This is a genomic window from Agromyces indicus, assembly GCF_031432295.1.
Classification (GTDB): domain Bacteria; phylum Actinomycetota; class Actinomycetes; order Actinomycetales; family Microbacteriaceae; genus Agromyces; species Agromyces indicus.
This window is the reverse complement of sequence record NZ_JAVKGS010000002.1, coordinates 284,518-300,700: the sequence shown is the minus strand read 5'-3', so window position 1 is coordinate 300,700 and position 16,183 is coordinate 284,518. Positions and strand designations below refer to the sequence as shown.

The 16,183-nt window shown below is 73.9% G+C and carries 13 protein-coding genes; 8 read left to right on the top strand and 5 right to left on the bottom strand.

All coding sequences use genetic code 11. The features are described from left to right. Positions 1-41: 41 nt before the first annotated feature. Together ilvD and RH861_RS07715 are read right to left on the bottom strand one after the other, a co-directional pair. On the bottom strand, positions 42-1,736 hold the full coding sequence (gene ilvD / locus RH861_RS07720) for a dihydroxy-acid dehydratase (RefSeq protein ID WP_310520527.1): 1,695 nt from the start codon (positions 1,734-1,736) through the stop codon (positions 42-44). A gap of 32 nt (positions 1,737-1,768) precedes the next feature. Beyond that, the gene (locus RH861_RS07715) at positions 1,769-3,991 is read right to left on the bottom strand and encodes a bifunctional alpha,alpha-trehalose-phosphate synthase (UDP-forming)/trehalose-phosphatase (protein ID WP_310520526.1); all 2,223 of its coding nucleotides are present in this window, start codon (positions 3,989-3,991) and stop codon (positions 1,769-1,771) included. A 95-nt stretch (positions 3,992-4,086) separates the two neighbouring features. Here RH861_RS07715 and RH861_RS07710 point away from each other — a divergent pair, with 95 nt between their 5' ends. Then, entirely contained in the window at positions 4,087-4,959 is an 873-nt protein-coding gene (locus tag RH861_RS07710; RefSeq protein ID WP_310520525.1) for a sugar phosphate isomerase/epimerase family protein, read from the top strand. Positions 4,960-5,014: 55 nt separating this feature from the next. Here the strand turns inward: RH861_RS07710 and RH861_RS07705 are convergent, their stop codons facing one another. From RH861_RS07705 to RH861_RS07695, 3 genes are read right to left on the bottom strand one after another with little or no spacing between them, the layout of a single operon-like run. Then, the gene (locus RH861_RS07705) at positions 5,015-7,126 is read right to left on the bottom strand and encodes a YhgE/Pip family protein (protein WP_310520524.1); all 2,112 of its coding nucleotides are present in this window, start codon (positions 7,124-7,126) and stop codon (positions 5,015-5,017) included. After that, on the bottom strand, positions 7,123-10,053 hold the full coding sequence (locus RH861_RS07700; protein ID WP_310520523.1) for an MMPL family transporter: 2,931 nt from the start codon (positions 10,051-10,053) through the stop codon (positions 7,123-7,125). The genes RH861_RS07705 and RH861_RS07700 overlap by 4 nt, the downstream gene beginning before the upstream one ends. 9 nt (positions 10,054-10,062) lie before the next feature. Continuing rightward, a complete protein-coding gene (locus RH861_RS07695) occupies positions 10,063-10,668 on the bottom strand; it encodes a TetR/AcrR family transcriptional regulator (protein WP_310520522.1) in 606 nt (201 codons plus the stop codon). A gap of 122 nt (positions 10,669-10,790) precedes the next feature. On the opposite strand from RH861_RS07695, the gene RH861_RS07690 reads away from it, so the two are divergent. The 7 genes from RH861_RS07690 to RH861_RS07660 all read left to right on the top strand — a co-directional run bounded on the left by RH861_RS07690 (position 10,791) and on the right by RH861_RS07660 (position 16,124). Then, entirely contained in the window at positions 10,791-10,979 is a 189-nt protein-coding gene (locus tag RH861_RS07690) for a hypothetical protein (protein WP_248598441.1), read from the top strand. A gap of 184 nt (positions 10,980-11,163) precedes the next feature. Beyond that, complete coding sequence (locus RH861_RS07685; protein ID WP_310520521.1) at positions 11,164-11,643, top strand: hypothetical protein; 480 nt, start codon at positions 11,164-11,166, stop codon at positions 11,641-11,643. A 175-nt stretch (positions 11,644-11,818) separates the two neighbouring features. Beyond that, positions 11,819-12,466 carry a biotin transporter BioY gene (locus RH861_RS07680; RefSeq protein WP_310520520.1) on the top strand — a complete coding sequence of 216 codons (648 nt, stop codon included), beginning with the start codon at positions 11,819-11,821 and terminating at the stop codon, positions 12,464-12,466. Continuing rightward, positions 12,463-13,713, top strand: a complete 1,251-nt coding sequence (locus tag RH861_RS07675; protein ID WP_310520519.1) for an AMP-binding enzyme — start codon at positions 12,463-12,465, stop codon at positions 13,711-13,713. Before RH861_RS07680 ends, RH861_RS07675 begins: the two co-directional genes overlap by 4 nt. Next, a complete protein-coding gene (locus tag RH861_RS07670) occupies positions 13,710-14,846 on the top strand; it encodes a thiolase family protein (RefSeq protein ID WP_310520518.1) in 1,137 nt (378 codons plus the stop codon). The genes RH861_RS07675 and RH861_RS07670 overlap by 4 nt, the downstream gene beginning before the upstream one ends. Next, positions 14,843-15,523: an energy-coupling factor ABC transporter ATP-binding protein gene (locus tag RH861_RS07665; RefSeq protein WP_310520517.1), complete on the top strand. Its 681-nt coding sequence runs from the start codon at positions 14,843-14,845 to the stop codon at positions 15,521-15,523. The genes RH861_RS07670 and RH861_RS07665 overlap by 4 nt, the downstream gene beginning before the upstream one ends. 7 nt (positions 15,524-15,530) lie before the next feature. Continuing rightward, positions 15,531-16,124, top strand: a complete 594-nt coding sequence (locus tag RH861_RS07660) for an energy-coupling factor transporter transmembrane component T family protein (protein WP_067945733.1) — start codon at positions 15,531-15,533, stop codon at positions 16,122-16,124. The last annotated feature ends 59 nt before the right edge of the window (positions 16,125-16,183 follow it).

Below are 16,183 nucleotides of genomic sequence, written 5' to 3'. Positions count from 1 at the left end.
TTCCTGTTCATGGTGCGTGGTGTTCGGGACAGGCGAGAGCCTCAGCCCGTGGTCGCGCCTTCGGCTGCGGAGCGCACGAGCTTGGAGTACTTCGCGAGGACGCCTCGGGTGTAGCGCGGGGGAAGCGGCGCCCAGCCGTCACGGCGGGCTGCCAGCTCGGCCCCGTCGACCAGTAGGTCGATGGAACGAGCCGCGATATCGACCCGAATCAGATCACCATCGCGCACGAAGGCGATCGGACCTGCGTCGACCGCCTCGGGTGCTATGTGGCCGATGCACAGGCCGGTTGTGCCGCCTGAGAATCGACCGTCCGTCAAGAGTAGTACATCTTTACCGAGCCCAGCGCCCTTGATGGCGGCGGTGATGGCGAGCATCTCGCGCATGCCCGGTCCGCCCTTGGGGCCCTCGTAGCGGATGACGACCACGTCGCCGTGCCTGATCTCGCCGGCGGTCAGGGCGTCCATCGCGGCCCGCTCGCGCTCGAAGACGCGCGCGGGCCCCTCGAAGGTCGCCGCGTCGAAGCCGGCCGTCTTCACGACGGCGCCGTCGGGAGCGAGCGAACCGTGCAGGATCGTCAGGCCGCCGGTCTCGTGGATGGGGTTGTCGAGGGTCCGGAGCACTTCGCCGTCGAGCGGCGCGACGTCGAGCTCGGCGAGGTTCTCCGCGAGGGTCTTCCCGGTGACCGTGAGCACGTCGCCGTGCATGAGCCCCGCGTCGAGCAGGGCCTTCATGAGCACGGGCAGGCCGCCGCGGCGGTCGACGTCGTTCATGACGTACTTGCCGAACGGCTTGAGGTCGCCGATGTGGGGCACCTTGGACCCGATGCGGTTGAAGTCGTCGAGGGTGAGCTCGACCTCGGCCTCGCGGGCGATGGCGAGCAGGTGGAGCACGATGTTGGTCGAGCCGCCGAGCGCCATGCCCACGGCGATGGCGTTCTCGAACGCCTCCTTGGTGAGGATCTGCCGGGCGGTGATGCCGGTCTTCAGCAGGTTCACGACGGCCTCGCCGGACCGGTGGGCGTAGTAGTCGCGACGGCGGTCCGCGGACGCCGGGGACGCCGAGCCGGGCAGCGAGAGCCCGAGCGCCTCGGCGACGGAGGCCATGGTGTTCGCGGTGTACATGCCGCCGCAGGCACCTTCGCCGGGAGCGAAGGCGCACTCGATGCGCTTGGCATCCGCTTCGCTCATCTTGCCCGCCTTGACCGCGCCGACGGCCTCGAACGAGTCGATGATCGTGATGTCCTTCTCGGTGCCGTCCTCGAGGCGGACCCAGCCCGGCGCGATCGAACCGGCGTAGAGGAAGACGGACGCGAGGTCCAGTCGAGCGGCGGCCATGAGCATGCCGGGGATCGACTTGTCGCAGCCCGCGAGCAGCACCGAACCGTCGAGGCGCTCGGCCTGCATGACGACCTCGACCGAGTCGGCGATGACCTCGCGCGAGACGAGGGAGAAGTGCATGCCCTCGTGGCCCATCGAGATGCCGTCGGAGACGGAGACGGTGCCGAACTGCAGCGGGTAGCCGCCGCCGGCGTGCACGCCCTCCTTCGCGGCCTGCGCGAGGCGGGCGAGCGAGAGGTTGCAAGGGGTGATCTCGTTCCACGAGCTCGCGATGCCGACCTGGGGCTTCTCCCAGTCGGCGTCGCCCATGCCGACGGCACGGAGCATGCCTCGGCTCGTGGTGGCTTCGATGCCATCCGTGACGACGCGACTGCGGGGCTTGGGATCGATCTCGGACATGCGTCGAGTCTAGATGCCGCCCGAGACCGGTTTCACCGCGCGGCGTCGCGGGCGTCGGCGAGCACCTCGAGCAGTTCGGCGACGTCGTCGGGACCGCGCAGCCGGTAGGCCGCGAGCGACTTCCCCTGGCCGACCTTCACGCCCACGTCGTCGATCTCGAGCGTCGCGAACGCGTCCTCGTCGGTCACGTCGTCGCCCACGTAGAGGACGGCGTCGGCGCCGGCGTGCTGGCGCAGCCGCGTGACGGCCTCGCCCTTGTCGCTCGCTCGGACCGCGAACTCCAGCACGTTCTTGCCGGTCCGAGTCGCCAGCCCGGGCAGCACCTGCTCGACGCGCTCGCGGGCCTCTCGCTGGAGCGCCGCTCCCGCGGTCGCGCCGAGCTTGCGGGTGTGCAGGGCGATCCCGGCCGGCTTGCGCTCGACCCAGGCGCCGTCGGCGGCGGATGCCGCGTTCTCGACGATGTCGATGAGCTGCTCGAGCCGCGTGAGCTCGTTCTCGCGCAGGTCGATCGTGACGCCGCTCGCGTCGAGCTGCAGCTCGACGCCGTGCGAGCCGCTGAGCAGCGCGGCGACCGGCGGCGAGGCGACGTCCTTCAGGCTGTCGAGCGCTCGGCCGGAGACGAGGGCCACGCGCGTGTCCTCGTGCTGCGACATCCGCTCGATGGCGGCGCGCGCCCGTTCGGTGGCCCGCGCGTCCTCGGGACGGTCGACCAGCGGCGCGAGGGTGCCGTCGAAGTCGAGCGCGACGAGCAGCCGCTCGACCTCGGCGATACGCGCGACGGCGCTGCGCAGGGCGTCCGGCACGCCCGGCTGGATCTTGCCCACGCCGGTGAGCGTCTCGAGGAACGTCGCCGACCAGTTGGCCACGTCGTTGTCCTTCACGCGCTTGCGCAGCGCGCGCATGCGCCGCGCCCGTTCGCGCTTGGGCATCTGGGTCGCCTCGACCATGGCGTCCTTCAGGCCCTCGATGTCGTGGGGGTTCACGAGGATCGCCTGGCGCAGCTCGTCGGACGCACCGGTGAACTCGCTGAGCAGCAGCACGCCGTCGTCGTCGAACCGGCAGGCGACGTACTCCTTCGCGACGAGGTTCATGCCGTCGCGCAGCGCGGTGACGAGCATGACGTCGGCGGCGAGGTAGAGCGCCGCCATCTCCTCGCGCGGGTAGCCGTGGTGCAGGTACGAGATGGCCGGATGCCCGAGCGTGGAGTGGTCGCCGTTCAGCCGCCCGACGAGCAGCTCGATCTCGTCGCGCAGCTGCCGGTAGGTGTCGACGCGTTCGCGGGACGGGCTCGCGACCTGCACGAGCGTGGCCTCCTCGACGGTGAGCCGCCCGTCGCGCAGGAGCTCGCCGAACGCCTTGATGCGGTGGCGGATGCCCTTCGTGTAGTCGAGTCGGTCGACCCCGAGCATCACGACATCGGGGTCGCCGAGGCTCTTGCGGATCTCCCGGGCGCGCTCCTGCACCTCGGGGCGGCGCGCCATCCGCTCGAATGCGGCCGCGTCGATCGAGATGGGGAAGTGCCGGGCGACCACGTGCCGGGTCTCGCCGTCGAGGCCGGGCACCTCGAGCACCGAGCCGCGCGTGCGGTAGCCGTAGAGTCGCCGGACGGCGCGCGTGAAGTTGCCGGCATCCGCTGCTCGCTGGAAGCCGATGACGTCGGCGCCGAGCAGGCCGTCGACGACCTGGCGACGCCACGGCAGCTGCGAGTAGATCCCGTACGCGGGGAAGGGGATGTGGTTGAAGAAGCCGATCACGAGGTCGGGCCGGCTCTCGCGGAGCATGCGCGGGACGAGCTGGAGCTGGTAGTCCTGCACCCACACGACCGCGCCCTCGGCGGCCGCGCGGGCGGCGGCCTCGGCGAAGCGGCGGTTGACGCGCACGTAGGCGTCCCACCACTCGCGGTGGAAGCGGGGCGGCGCGATCACGTCGTGGTACAGCGGCCACAGGGTGTCGTTCGAGAAGCCCTCGTAGTACTCCTCGACCTCGTCGGCCGAGAGCGGCACGGGGATGATCGAGATGCCGTCGTGCTCGAACGGGTCGAACTCGCGATCGGCGACGCCGGCCCAGCCCACCCACGCGCCGTCGTTCTCGCGCATGACGGGCTCGAGCGCCGTCACGAGACCGCCGGGCGAGCCCTTCCACTGCGTGTCGGCTCCCTCGCCGCCCACGTAGTCGACGGGCAGGCGGTTGGACACGACGACCATGTCGTACGCGCCATCGGGGAACAGGTCGTCGGGCTGGGAATCGGGCTTCACGGCGTCGGGTCCTCCTCGGACTGCTCGGCGTTCAGGCTAACAGGGCGGCACGTCCTCACCCTGCGTCCAGCCGCCCGGGCTAGACTGCGATCCTCATGATCCGAATCGGTATGAGCACCACTTGTGTGTACCCACTCGAGCCCGAGCACGCCTTCCGATACGCGAAGGAGGCCGGGTTCGACGGCATCGAGATCATGGTGACCCAGGAGCTCACCACCCAGGTCGCCGAGGGCCTCAACGAGATGTCGGAGCGGTGGGACCTGCCCATCCTCTCCATCCACGCGCCCGTGCTGCTGCTCACCCACTTCGTCTGGGGCCGAGATCCGCGCGTCAAGCTCGACCGCACGGCCGAACTGGCCGCGGCCGTCGGGGCCGAGGCCGTCGTCGTGCACCCGCCGTTCCGGTGGCAGGCCACCTACGCGCGCGAGTTCCTGCCCGCGGTGCGGGAGTTCTCGGGCGCGCACGGCGTCGAGATCGCGGTCGAGAACATGTTCCCGTGGCGCGCCGCCGGCCGGAACATGAAGGCGTACGCGCCCGGCTGGGACCCGCGCGATATGGACTGCGACGCGGTGACCCTCGACTTCTCGCACGCCTCGCTCTCCGGCGTCGACAGCCTCGAGTACGCGAAGGACCTGGGCGACCGGCTCCGCCACGTCCACCTGTGCGACGGCACGGGCGCGATCGGCGAGGGCCAGATCTTCGACGAGCACCTGCTGCCCGGCCGCGGCACCCAGCCCGTCGCCGAGACGCTGCGGTGGCTGGCCGACCGCGGGTGGAACGGCTCGGTGGTCGCCGAGATCAACACCCGCAAGGCGAAGTCCGAGGCGGAGCGGCTCGACCTCCTCCGCGAGACGCTCGCGTTCGCCCGCGAGCACACGGCCGTCGCACCGGCCGCCGAGCCCGAGCGGCCGCAGTCCGAGTCGCCGCTGCGTCGGGCGATCGACGCGATCCTCCCCCACCGCCACTGACGCCACGCGACCCGGCAGCCGCGGGGGCCACCGGGTCGCGATCTCCATGTCGCCGTCAGGCGGGTGCGGGCAGCGCCGAACGCACCGAGCGGATGCCGCGGCGCCGCGCCACCACGGCCGCGGTGCCGGCGACGCCGAGCAGCCCGAACAGCGCGACCACCGCGGCGGCTCCGGCCACGGCCCCGCCGCCGGCGCCGCTCACGATCAGCTGCATGCCCTGCACCGCCCAGGTCAGCGGCAGGAACGGGCTCACCGCCTGGAACGGCCCGCTCACGATCTCGAGCGGGTAGAGCCCACCGGATGCCGCGAGCTGGAGCACGACGAGCACGAGCGACACGATGGTGCCGGCGCGCCCGAGCCACGCGTTGAGGAATGCGTGGATCGCCGTGAACGCGACCGCGAGCAGGGCGGAGAATGCGAGCGTCTGCGGCAGCAGCGCCCAGTCGACGCCGAGCGCCGTGTGCATGAGCAGCACGACGGCCGCCGCCTGCGCGAGGCCGACGAGCGAGCCGCGGAAGAGCGTGCGAGCCACGAGTCGTCCCGTCGGCGCCGTGCTGGCGAGCGCCTCCCGCCCGAACGGACGGAACACGAGGAAGAGCGCCATCGCACCGAGCCACAGGCCGATGGGTGCGAGCAGCATCGCGATGACCTGGCCGAGCGAGTCGATGGCGTTGTCGCGCTGCGCCGCCACGGTCACCGGCTCGGCGACCACCGAGGCGGTGTCCTCGGGATCGAGGTCGGTGAGGGATGAGGAGCCCTCGGCGCCCTCCGCGAGTCCGTCGGCCAGCTCGCCCGTGCCGTCGGCGAGTCTGGTCGCGCCGTCGGCCGACGCCGAGGCTCCGTCGCGGAGCTGCGCGAGTCCGCCCGCGAGCTCCGACGTGCCCGACGCGGCGCCCGAGGCGCCCGACTGCAGTTCGCCGAGGCCGCCGGAGAGTCCCTCGAAGCCCGCGGTGAGACGGTCCGCACCGTCGCGCAGCTGCGGGGAGCCGCTCGAGAGCTGCGACGCGCCGTCCGCGAGTCCGGCGATGCCCGACTGGAGCTGCCCGAGTCCGGCGGCGCCCTCGGCGATCGGCGTTCCCCCGACGGCGAGGGCCGACGCGCCGTCACCCGTGTCGACGACGCCGGCCCGCAGCCGGCAGAGTTCGACGAGGGGCGCCGCGGGCTCGGGCGCGCAGGTCGCCGGCACGCCGGCCGCGGCGGCCGTCGCGGCGATGTTCCCGTCGATGAGCTGGAGGAGGCCGACCTCCAGTTGGTCGTACCCGGCGGAGAGCCCCTGGACTCCCGCGACGTAGTCGCCGATCCCGGTGCCGAGTTCACCGAGCCGTCCCGTCTGGTCGCGCAGCGCCCCGAGGCCGCCGGAGAGCGAATCCACGCCGCCCGTGTACTGGTCGACGCCGTCGGCGTACGCCGCCGCGCCGGCCGCGCCCTGGGCCGCACCCGATGCCGCGCTGCCCACGCCGCCCGCGAGCTGGTCGAGACCGCCCGCGAGCTGCTGCGCGCCGTCGGCGGAGGAACCGACCCCGGCCGCGAGCTGGTCGAGGCCGCCCGCGAGCGAGTCGGCGCCGTCGGCGAGCTGCCCCGCGCCATCCGCTGCCTCGCCGAAGGCCCCGCCGACCTGGATGAGGTTGCCGTACAGGCCCTCGAGGTACTGCGTGGTGAGCTCCTGCCCGAAGGCGTCGGCGATCGCGTCGCCGACCGTCGTGGCGACGGTGCCGGCGAGGTAGCCGTGCGCGTCGTCGGTGCGGATGTCGAGCGCCGCCGTCGTGGGCGCCTGGCCGGAGAGCGACGTGACCGACGCCGAGAAGTCCGCGGGGATGGTGAGCACCGCGTACGCGTCGCCCGCGGCGAGCGCCTCGGCCGCCTGTTCGTCGTTCGAGATGGTCCAGTCGAACCCGGTCGATCCGTCGCCGGTGAGCTCGGTGACGAGCTGCCGACCCGCGAGCACGGGCTGCTCCTCGCCGTCGGGCAGGGTCATGGTGACCATCTCGTCGTTGTTCACGACGATGGCCGGGATGGCGTCGAGCCGGTCGTCGGCTCCGCCGACCGCCGCGGCGACGAGGCCGGCGACGGCGAGCGGCACGGCGATCACCGCGGCGAGCAGGGCGGCGCTGCGGCCGCGTCGGCCGCCCGGGCCGGCGCCGCGGCTGGTGGGGTCGGTTCGGGTCATCGGTGCGCCTCCTCGGCTCGGGTCGCGAGGTCGAGTTCGCGGATGCCGCGGGCGTCGAACGCCTCGCGAGCGGGGACGGGGTCGGCGTCGGCGGGCACGGTCGCGATGAGCGCGACGTCGTCCGGTACCAGGTGCGCGAGGGCTCGCCAGGTGCCGGCCTCGGACGCGGACGCCGCGTCGAGATCGAGGACGAGCGCCCGCGGTTCCTCGGCGAGCGCGGCGGCCGCGGTCACGAGGATCCGGTCGAGCCGGTCGAGCTCGCCCAGCGGCGTGACGGGATCGACGGCGGTGGTCCGCCACGGGAACGAGTCCGTCAGCGCCGCGGCGAGGCGGCCGCCGCTCGTCTCGGCGACCGATCGGGCGACCGCGGCGGCGTCGAGGGCGTCCTCGACGGCGTCGCGCGTGGAACCGAGCCGATACCACGGCCGGGTCGCGTCGACCCGTGCGGCGACGAGGTCGCCCGCGGTCGGCGCGGATGCGGCGTCCGTGGCGGTGTCGGCGACCGCGACCCGGCGCATGACGGCGTTCGCGTCGGTGGGCAGCGGCAGCCCGAGCACCGCGAGGCGCCCGCCCGCGGGCAGGACCCTGCCGGCGATCGTCGCCGAGACGAGGCGCCGTTCGGCGGGGCCGCCCCGGACGACGAGCGCGCCGCCGCGCGGCACGTCGAGCGTGATCGGCCCGACCGGGGCCGCCGGGTCGCCGACGAGCAGCCCCTCGGCGAGCACGTCCGCGTTGCGTGCTGCGGCCCACTCGGACTCGGCGAGGTGGGCGCGCAGCCCCTCGCCCTCGATGTCGACGTCGGGCAGGACGCGGGCGAGCCACCTCGGCAGCCACCACGCGTGACGACCGGCGAGGGCCATGGCGGCGGGCACCAGCGTCATCCGCACAAGGAACGCGTCGAAGGCGACGCCGATGGCCAGCGCGAAGGCGATGCCCTTGATGACGCCGGTGCCCTCGGGGACGAACGCGAAGAAGACGAAGAACATGATGAGCGCCGCCGCCGTGACGACCCGCGCGGCGTGCTGGAAGCCGTGCACGATCGACGAGCGCGGTTCGCGGGTCTTCACGAACTCCTCGCGCATGCCGGAGACGAGGAACACCTCGTAGTCCATGGCGAGCCCGAACAGCACCGCCATGAGCAGGATGGGCAGGAAGCTCAGGATCGGCCCCGGTTCGACGTGCATGAGGTCGGCGAACCACCCCCACTGGAACACGGCGACCGTGACCCCGATCGCGCCGAACGCCGAGAGGAGGAAGCCGAGCGCCGCCTTGACGGGCACGAACAGCGAGCGGAACACGATGAGCAGCAGGACGATCGACAGCCCCACGACGATGAGCGCGAACGGGATGAGCGCATCGGTGAGGCGCTGCGAGATGTCGATCGAGACGGCGGTGTAGCCGGTCACCGCGATGGGCGTGCCGAACTCCTCGGCGATCTCCGGCTCGAGCGCACGGATGTCCTGCACCACCTGCTTCGTCTCCGGGTCGGTCGGACCGCTCTCGGGGATCACCTGGATGATCGCGGTGTCGACGGTCTCGTTCGGGAGGCCCTCGCCGACGTAGTCGACGCCGTCGACTCGGGCGAGGCGCTCGCCGATCGCGTCGAGGTCCTCGAAGATGTCGGTGGTCTGCGTGATGTCGACCGTCACGATGAGCGGACCGTTCGCGCCGGGGCCGAAGCCCGCCTCGATCATCTCGTAGGCCTCGCGCTGGCTGGATCCGGCTTCGCCCTCGCCACCCGGAAGGTTCAGGTCGAGGCTCGCCGCGGGGATCGCCGCCGTGCCGAGGAGCCCCACCACGAGCAGCAGGAACACGACCGGCGCCTTCAGCACCGTGTCGACCCAGCGGCGCCCGAGGGTCGGCCGGCCGCCCTCGTCGGCCGCGACGGCGCGGCGGTGCGCCCGGCTGCCGGGCTTCGGCGCCAGCCGCCCCTTCGCGAGGCCGAGCAGCGCCGGCAGGAGCGTGGTCGCGCCGATCACGGCGACGAGGACGGCGAACGCCGCGGCGACGCCCATGACGCTGAGGAACGGGATGCCGACGACGAGCAGGCCGAGCAGGGCGATGATCACCGTGAGGCCGGCGAACACGACGGCGCCGCCCGCGGTCGCGACGGCCTCCGCCGCGCTCTCCTCGGGGTCCATGCCGCGTGCGAGCTGGGTGCGGTGCCGCGACAGGATGAAGAGGGCGTAGTCGATGCCGACGGCGAGGCCGATCATGACCGCGAGCATGGGCGCCGTGCTCGACACGGTCGCGAACGCGGAGACCACGGCGATGCCGCCGAACGTCGCGCCGACGCCCACGATCGCCGTGAGGAGGGGCATGCCGGCAGCGAGGAGCGACCCGAAGGTGATGAGCAGCACCACCCCCGCGAAGAGCACGCCGAAGACCTCGGTGATCGTCAGGCCGAACGTGGTCTCCTGGAACACCTCGCCGCCGAACGCGACCCGGAGTCCGGCGTCGCGGCCTGCGTCGCCCGTGGCGACGACGGCGTCGATCGACTCCTGCGCGACATCCGTCACCGGCCCGTCGAACTGCACCTGGATGTAGGCCGTGCGCGCATCGTCTGAGACCTGGTCGCCGGCGTACTCGTCGAACGGGCCGAGCACGCTCGCCACGCCGTCGACGCGCTCGAGCTCGCGCTCCATGTCGGCGATCGCGGCGCGGGAGTCCGGGTCCTCGACGGACTCGCCGTCGGGCGCCTCGACGACGGCTTTGGCCGACGCGCCGGCGGTCTGGGGGAACACAGCGGCGAGCTGGTCGATGGCGTCCTGCGATTCGGTGCCGGGGATCGCGTACGACTCCTGGAGCTGGCCGCCGAGGGCGATGCCGCCGCCGACGAGCGCGGTGAGCGCGACGATCCAGGCGACGACGACGAGCCAGGCGCGGCGGAAGGCGGCGCGCCCGATGCGGTGGAGGAGGAGAGCCACGTGCGGTCCTTACTCGGCGTCGGCGGTGCGGGTGCCGGCGGGCGGGGCGAGCAGCTCGGGCAGCACCGTGTGCAGCGCGGCCCGGAGTTCGTCGTCGGACGGCTGCGCGCGGTCGTCGGCGAACGTGCGGCCGGCGGTGAGCAGGAAGGCGGCACCGCCGAGCGCGACGCCGAAGCGCACCTGGTCCTCGACGCTCTCGCGCTCATCGCAGATCGCCGCGGCGAGGCGGCGCACGGCCGCGTCGGCGCGGGCGATGATCGGCAGCTCGGCGAGGCTCGGCCCCTGGATCAGGAACACGTGCACGGCCTCGCGGTGCACGAGCATGAGGTCGATCACCCGGTCGACGAGCCGGCGGCGGCGCGCCGGGTCGCGGCCCGCGAGGTAGTCCTCGAGGACCTCTTCGAACTGGCTGACGGCCGGCTCGATCGCGGACTCGAGCAGCGCCTCCTTCGACGCGTAGTGGTAGAGCACGCTCGACTTCGAGTAGCCGGCGTGGTCGGCGATGTGCTGCAGCGAGGTGGCCGCGAAGCCGACGCTCGCGAACTGCTCGAGTGCGGCCTGCTTGAGTTCGTCGGCGGCGCGGGCGCGCGCCGGCGCCTTGGCATCGGTGGGCATGCGGATGACGCTACCTTGACCGATCGGTCAGATCCTGCACGATCGGTCAGATTCGCGGGGATCTCTCAGCGAGCGGGTGTCAACCGGTCGCATGCGTCGGACCCGGACGGTAGTTTCGGGGTATGCGCAAGTACCTCTTCAGCGGAGCCGTCCTCACCTCGCTCTTCGGCGCCGTCGGCGTCATCAAGGCGACGGCGGCAGGACCGCGCGACTGGAGGCTCCTGCTGATGTGGGTGTCGTGGGCCGCGACGCTCGCAATCGCGATCGGCACCGTGGCCGACGAGCAGAAGCGCCGCGAACTGGCCGAGTAGCCGCCCCGGCCGCGCCGGCGACGGCCCGGCCGCACCATCCTCGCCCGAGTCATCACCCCCGTTCAGGGGCGGCTCGGGCGCTGTGCGGCGTGTCCCGGCGAGGATGCCGCGCCGCCGACGGACACTGGACGGGACCGAGTCCGCCGCCCGAGATCCGCCGACCGACCCCCACGAGAGGACGCCGATGTTCCGCCGCTGGCGCCGCGCGCGGCTCGCCGCACAAGCCGCCGCCCACACCGCACCCGCCGCCCCGTCGCCCGCCGCGACCGCTGCGGACCTGCGCGGGGAGCACATCTTCGAGCTCGTCAACGCGCGACTCTCCCGGTTCATCGGCCCCGAAGGCGACTGGTCGCTCGTCCGCCGCGGCGACGACGACACCGACCGCATCTTCCAGTCGATGCTCACCCACCAGATCGCCGCCGAGGTCACGCGCGCCATCCTCGAGGAGCGCGAGCAGGTCGCCGTCGTGGTGCCGGCCGACGAGGCATCCCTCGCCCTCAGCTGGTCGCCCGCCCCGCTCGTCATGTGGGCCGACCCGATCGACACCGGCGCCGACACCCTCGACGACGAACTGCCGTCGACGGATGCCGCGGGCGACGACGCCCTCCTCGCCGCATCCGTGCCCGCCCCGGTCGCCGCGACCGACCCGGCCAAGGCGGCCTGACCCGCAGCGAGTGCCTGAGGGCGGTCCACTGCGCCCGCCGAGGCGTCGTGCTCGACCGACGCCGCTCCAAAATCGCGCGCCGTTTCTTGTACGGCCACCTCGAGCGACCGCTCCCCGGCCGTTCCTAGCGTGAGAACAGGGCCATGCGCCCGCCACGCCGAATCACGGGAGCATGATGACCGACACCCAGACCCCCGCCGCACCCGCGCCCGCGCCCGAGCGCGGCCGCGCCCGCATCCCGGCACGCGACCTCGCGCAGATCGCCGTGTTCGCCGCGCTCATCGCGGCGCTCGGCCTGCCGGGCGCGCTCTACCTCGGCGGCACTGCGGTGCCGATCACGTTCCAGACGCTCGGGGTCATGCTCGCGGGCGCGATCCTCGGGGCGCGCAAGGGCTCGCTCGCGGTGCTCCTGCTGCTCGCGCTCGTTGCGGCGGGCCTGCCGCTGCTGTCCGGCGGACGCGGGGGCCTGTCGGTGTTCGTCGGCCCCTCGGTCGGCTACCTCATCGGCTGGGTGCTCGGCGCCTTCGTCGTCGGCTGGTTCACGGCACGGCTGCTCCCCCGCTACCGGGTGCTGCCCGCGCTCGGTGCGACCGCCCTGGGCGGCATCGTCGCCATCTACCTCGTCGGCGTTCCCGTCTTCGCGGCGATCACCGGCACGCCCCTGGGTGTCGCCATCGCCGGGTCCGCGCTGTTCCTGCCGGGCGACATCCTGAAGGTCGTCGTGACCGTGCTGGTCGCCAAGGGCGTGCACCGTGCGTGGCCCGGGCTCATCGAGCCGCGACCCTGGCCGTGGCGCCGCCAGGCGGTGACCCCGACGGCATGAGCGACTGGCTGCGCGGCCGCGCCGACGACGTCGCCCTCGCGTTCGGCGGCGACGTCGTGCGCTACGGCGAGCTCTCGCGCGCGGTCGACGCGGCCGCGCTCCCGCCGGGTGCCGGGGCGGTCGGATGCCGCGTCGGCACCGATCCGGTCGACCTCGTCGTCACGGTGCTCGCCGGCCTGCGACGCGGTCGGCCGGTCCTCGTCGGTGCCGACCGGGCGGCGGCCGACCGGCTCTCGCCCCTGCTTCCGGAGGGGACCGAGCTCGGTCTGACCACCTCGGGATCGACCGCGCCGCCCGGCGCCGCGCCGCGCATGGTCGCCCGGACGAGCGCGTCGTGGCTCGACTCGGCGGCGCCGCTCGCCGAACTCGCCGGGCTCGAGGCCCGCGACCGCGTGGCCGTGTCCGGTCCCCTGCACGTCTCGATGCACCTCTACGCGGTGCTCCACGCGCTGTCGCTCGGCGCCACCGCCACCGACCGCGTGCAGGGTGCGGCCGTCGTGCACGCCACGCCCACCCGGCTGACCCGCATCGTCGAGGAGCCCGACGCGCCGCGCACCGCGATCGTCGCGGGCGCCGCGACGGGAGCCGCGCTCCGTGGACGCGCGGCGGACCGCGGCATCCGCCTGGTCGAGTACTACGGCGCGGCCGAGCTCTCGTTCGTGCTCGCGGGCGAGGGTGCCGTCGGCGCGCTCGAGGCCTTCCCCGGCGTCGAGGTCGAACTCCGGCCCGCCCCGGGCGGCGACCGGATCTGCGCGCGATCGCCCTTCCTCGCCCTCGGCACCGTCGATGAGACCGGTGCGACCGACCTGGAGCGGGACGAGCGCGGGTTCGCCACCGTCGGCGACCTCGGCGAGCGGATGGCGGGCGGCGGCATCCGGGTGCTCGGCCGCGGCGACGCCGCCATCACCACCGCCGGCGCGACCGTGCCCGCCGAGCAGGTGGAGGCGCGGCTGGCCGCGCTGCCCGGCGTCGCGGCCGCTGCGGTGCTGGGCGAGCCGCACGACCTGCTCGGACAGCGCATCGTCGCCGTCGTCGAGCTCGACGCCGGCGCGACGCTCGAGCAGGTCGCCGCCGCCGCGCGCGGCGTGCTCTCGGCCGTCGAGCTGCCCCGCCGTTGGTACGCCCGGCCGCTCCCGCGCACGGCATCGGGCAAGGTCGCCCGTGCAGCGCTGCGCGACGCGGTGCTCTCCGGCGAACCCGGCCCCGGCTTCCCCGCCGCCCACGCACCGGACGGAACCGCCGCATGAGCACCGACCGCTCCCCCGTCATCGTCGCCGCCCGACGCACCGCCATCGGCACGGCCGGACGCGGGTTCGCCGCGCACACGGTCGACGCGCTCGCCGCGCCCGTGCTCGCCGCGACCGCCGCCGCGGTCGCGCCCGCAGGGCTGCCGGTCGACGACGTCGTGCTGGGCAACTGCATGGGTCCCGGCGGCGACCTCGCGCGCGTGGCGGCGCTGCGCGCGGGCCTCGGCACGACGGTGCCGGGCGTCACCGTCGACCGCCAGTGCGGCTCCGGTCTCGACGCGGTGCTGCAGGCCGCCGCCCGCGTGCGCGCGGGCGACGCGAAGCTGGTGCTGGCCGGCGGCGCCGAGTCCGCCTCCACCGCGCCGCACCGCCACTGGCCCGATTCGGGCCAGCGCTATGAGCGCGCCCCGTTCGCACCCGCCGGGTTCGCCGACCCGGAGATGGGGCCGGCCGCCGAGCACCTGGCTGGCGAGCGCGGCATCACGCGCGCCCGGCAGGACGCCTGGGCGGCACGTTCCCACGCGCGCGCCGCGACTGCACAGGCGGCGGGCGTCTTCGACGCCGAACTCGTGGCGGTCGACGGCGTCGCCCGCGACGACCGGCCCCGCGCCGCGATGGACGCCACCCGCCTCGCGCGATTCGCGCCCGTGTTCGCGCCGGACGGCACCGTCACGGCGGGCAACTCGTGCGGGTTCTCGGACGGCGCCGCCGCGATGGCGGTCACGACCCCCGAGGTGGCGCGCGAGCTCGGCCTCCCGGCGCTGCGCGTGCGCGCGGCGGCGGTCGCGGCGGGCGACCCCGCGCTACCCGGCATCGGCGCCGCCCCGGCGGCCCGCGCCGCGCTGGACCGCGCCGGACTCACCGTCGCCGACCTCGGCTTCGTCGAGATCACGGAGGCGTTCGCCGCGCAACTGCTCGCGGTGAGCGACGACCTCGGCCTCGACGAGGCGACGATCTCCGCCGACGGCGGCGCGATCGCGCTCGGTCACCCCTGGGGCGCGTCCGGCGCCATCCTCCTCGTGCGACTCGCCGCGCGCATGCTCGCCGACGACGCCGACGGCCGCGCCGGGCTCGCCGCGTGCTCGATCGGCGGCGGACAGGGCATCGCCATGGTCGTGGAGCGGGCGGCATGAGCGGCATCCGCTTCGATGGAGTTAGCCACGACTTCGGCGACGAACGCGTCGTCGACCACGTCACCCTCGAGCTGACCGAACGGCGGGTCGGCATCGTCGGCGCGAACGGCTCGGGCAAGTCGACGCTCGCGCGCATGATCAACGGCCTCGTGACACCCACCGAGGGCCGCGTCGAGGTCGACGGCCTCGACGTCGGCAAGCACGGCCGGGAGGTGCGTCGCCGGGTCGGCTTCGTCTTCACCAACGCCGACACGCAGATCGTGATGCCCACCGTGCGCGAGGACGTCGCATTCACGCTGCGCCGCCACCGGCTGAGTCCGGCGGATGCCGCGGCCCGCGTCGAGCGGACCCTCGACCGGTTCGGGCTCACCGACCTCGCCGACCGGCCCGCGCACCGGCTCTCCGGCGGACAGAAGCAGCTGCTCGCGCTCGCGGCCGTCCTCGTCGGCGAGCCGTCGATCGTCGTCGCCGACGAGCCCACGACACTGCTCGACGCCCGGAACGCGCGCCGCATCGCCGAGCACTTCGAGACGCTCGACGAGCAGCTCGTGGTCGTCAGCCACCAGCTCGAACTGCTCGAGTCGTTCGACCGGGTCATCGTCATGGAGGGCGGCCGCGTGATCGCCGACGACGAGCCGCGTCCGGCGCTCGACGCGTACCGGGCCCTGATCGGGTGAGCGGCGCATGATCGGCGTCTTCCACCCGGGCACCTCGGTGGTGCACCGCGCGCCCGCGCTCGTGAAGCTCGGGCTGCTGGCCGTCATCGTGACCACGGTGGCGCTGCTGCCGTCGCTTCCGGCCCTCGGGGCGGCATCCGTCGTGGTCGTCGCGTTGTTCGCGCTCGCGCGCGTGCCCTTCCGCGTGGCGTGGCGGCAGGTGTCGCCGATCCTGTGGATCCTCGCGTTCGCGGTGCCCGTGCAGTGGATCTTCGCCGGCTGGGAGGCGGCCGCGACCATGGGCGTGCGGCTCGTGCTCGCCGTCGCGCTGGCGGCCGTCTACACACTCACGACGCCGGTCACGGCGACGCTCGACGCCATGCAGGTGCTGCTGCGACCGTTCCGCCGCTGGATCGACGCCGACCGCGTCGGCCTCGCGCTCGCCCTCGCGATCCGTTGCGTGCCCCTCCTCGCCGACCTCGTGCGCGAGGTGCTCGACGCGCGCAAGGCGCGCGGCGCCGAGGGCTCGCCGACGGCGTTCGCGGTCCCCGTGATCGTGCGCGCGCTGCGCACCGCAGATCACCTCGGCGAGGCGCTCATGGCGCGCGGCGTCGACGACTGAGCGGATGCCGCAGCCGGGCCGGTCGACCCTCGACGCACCGGTCCGCCGGTGTCGCCGGT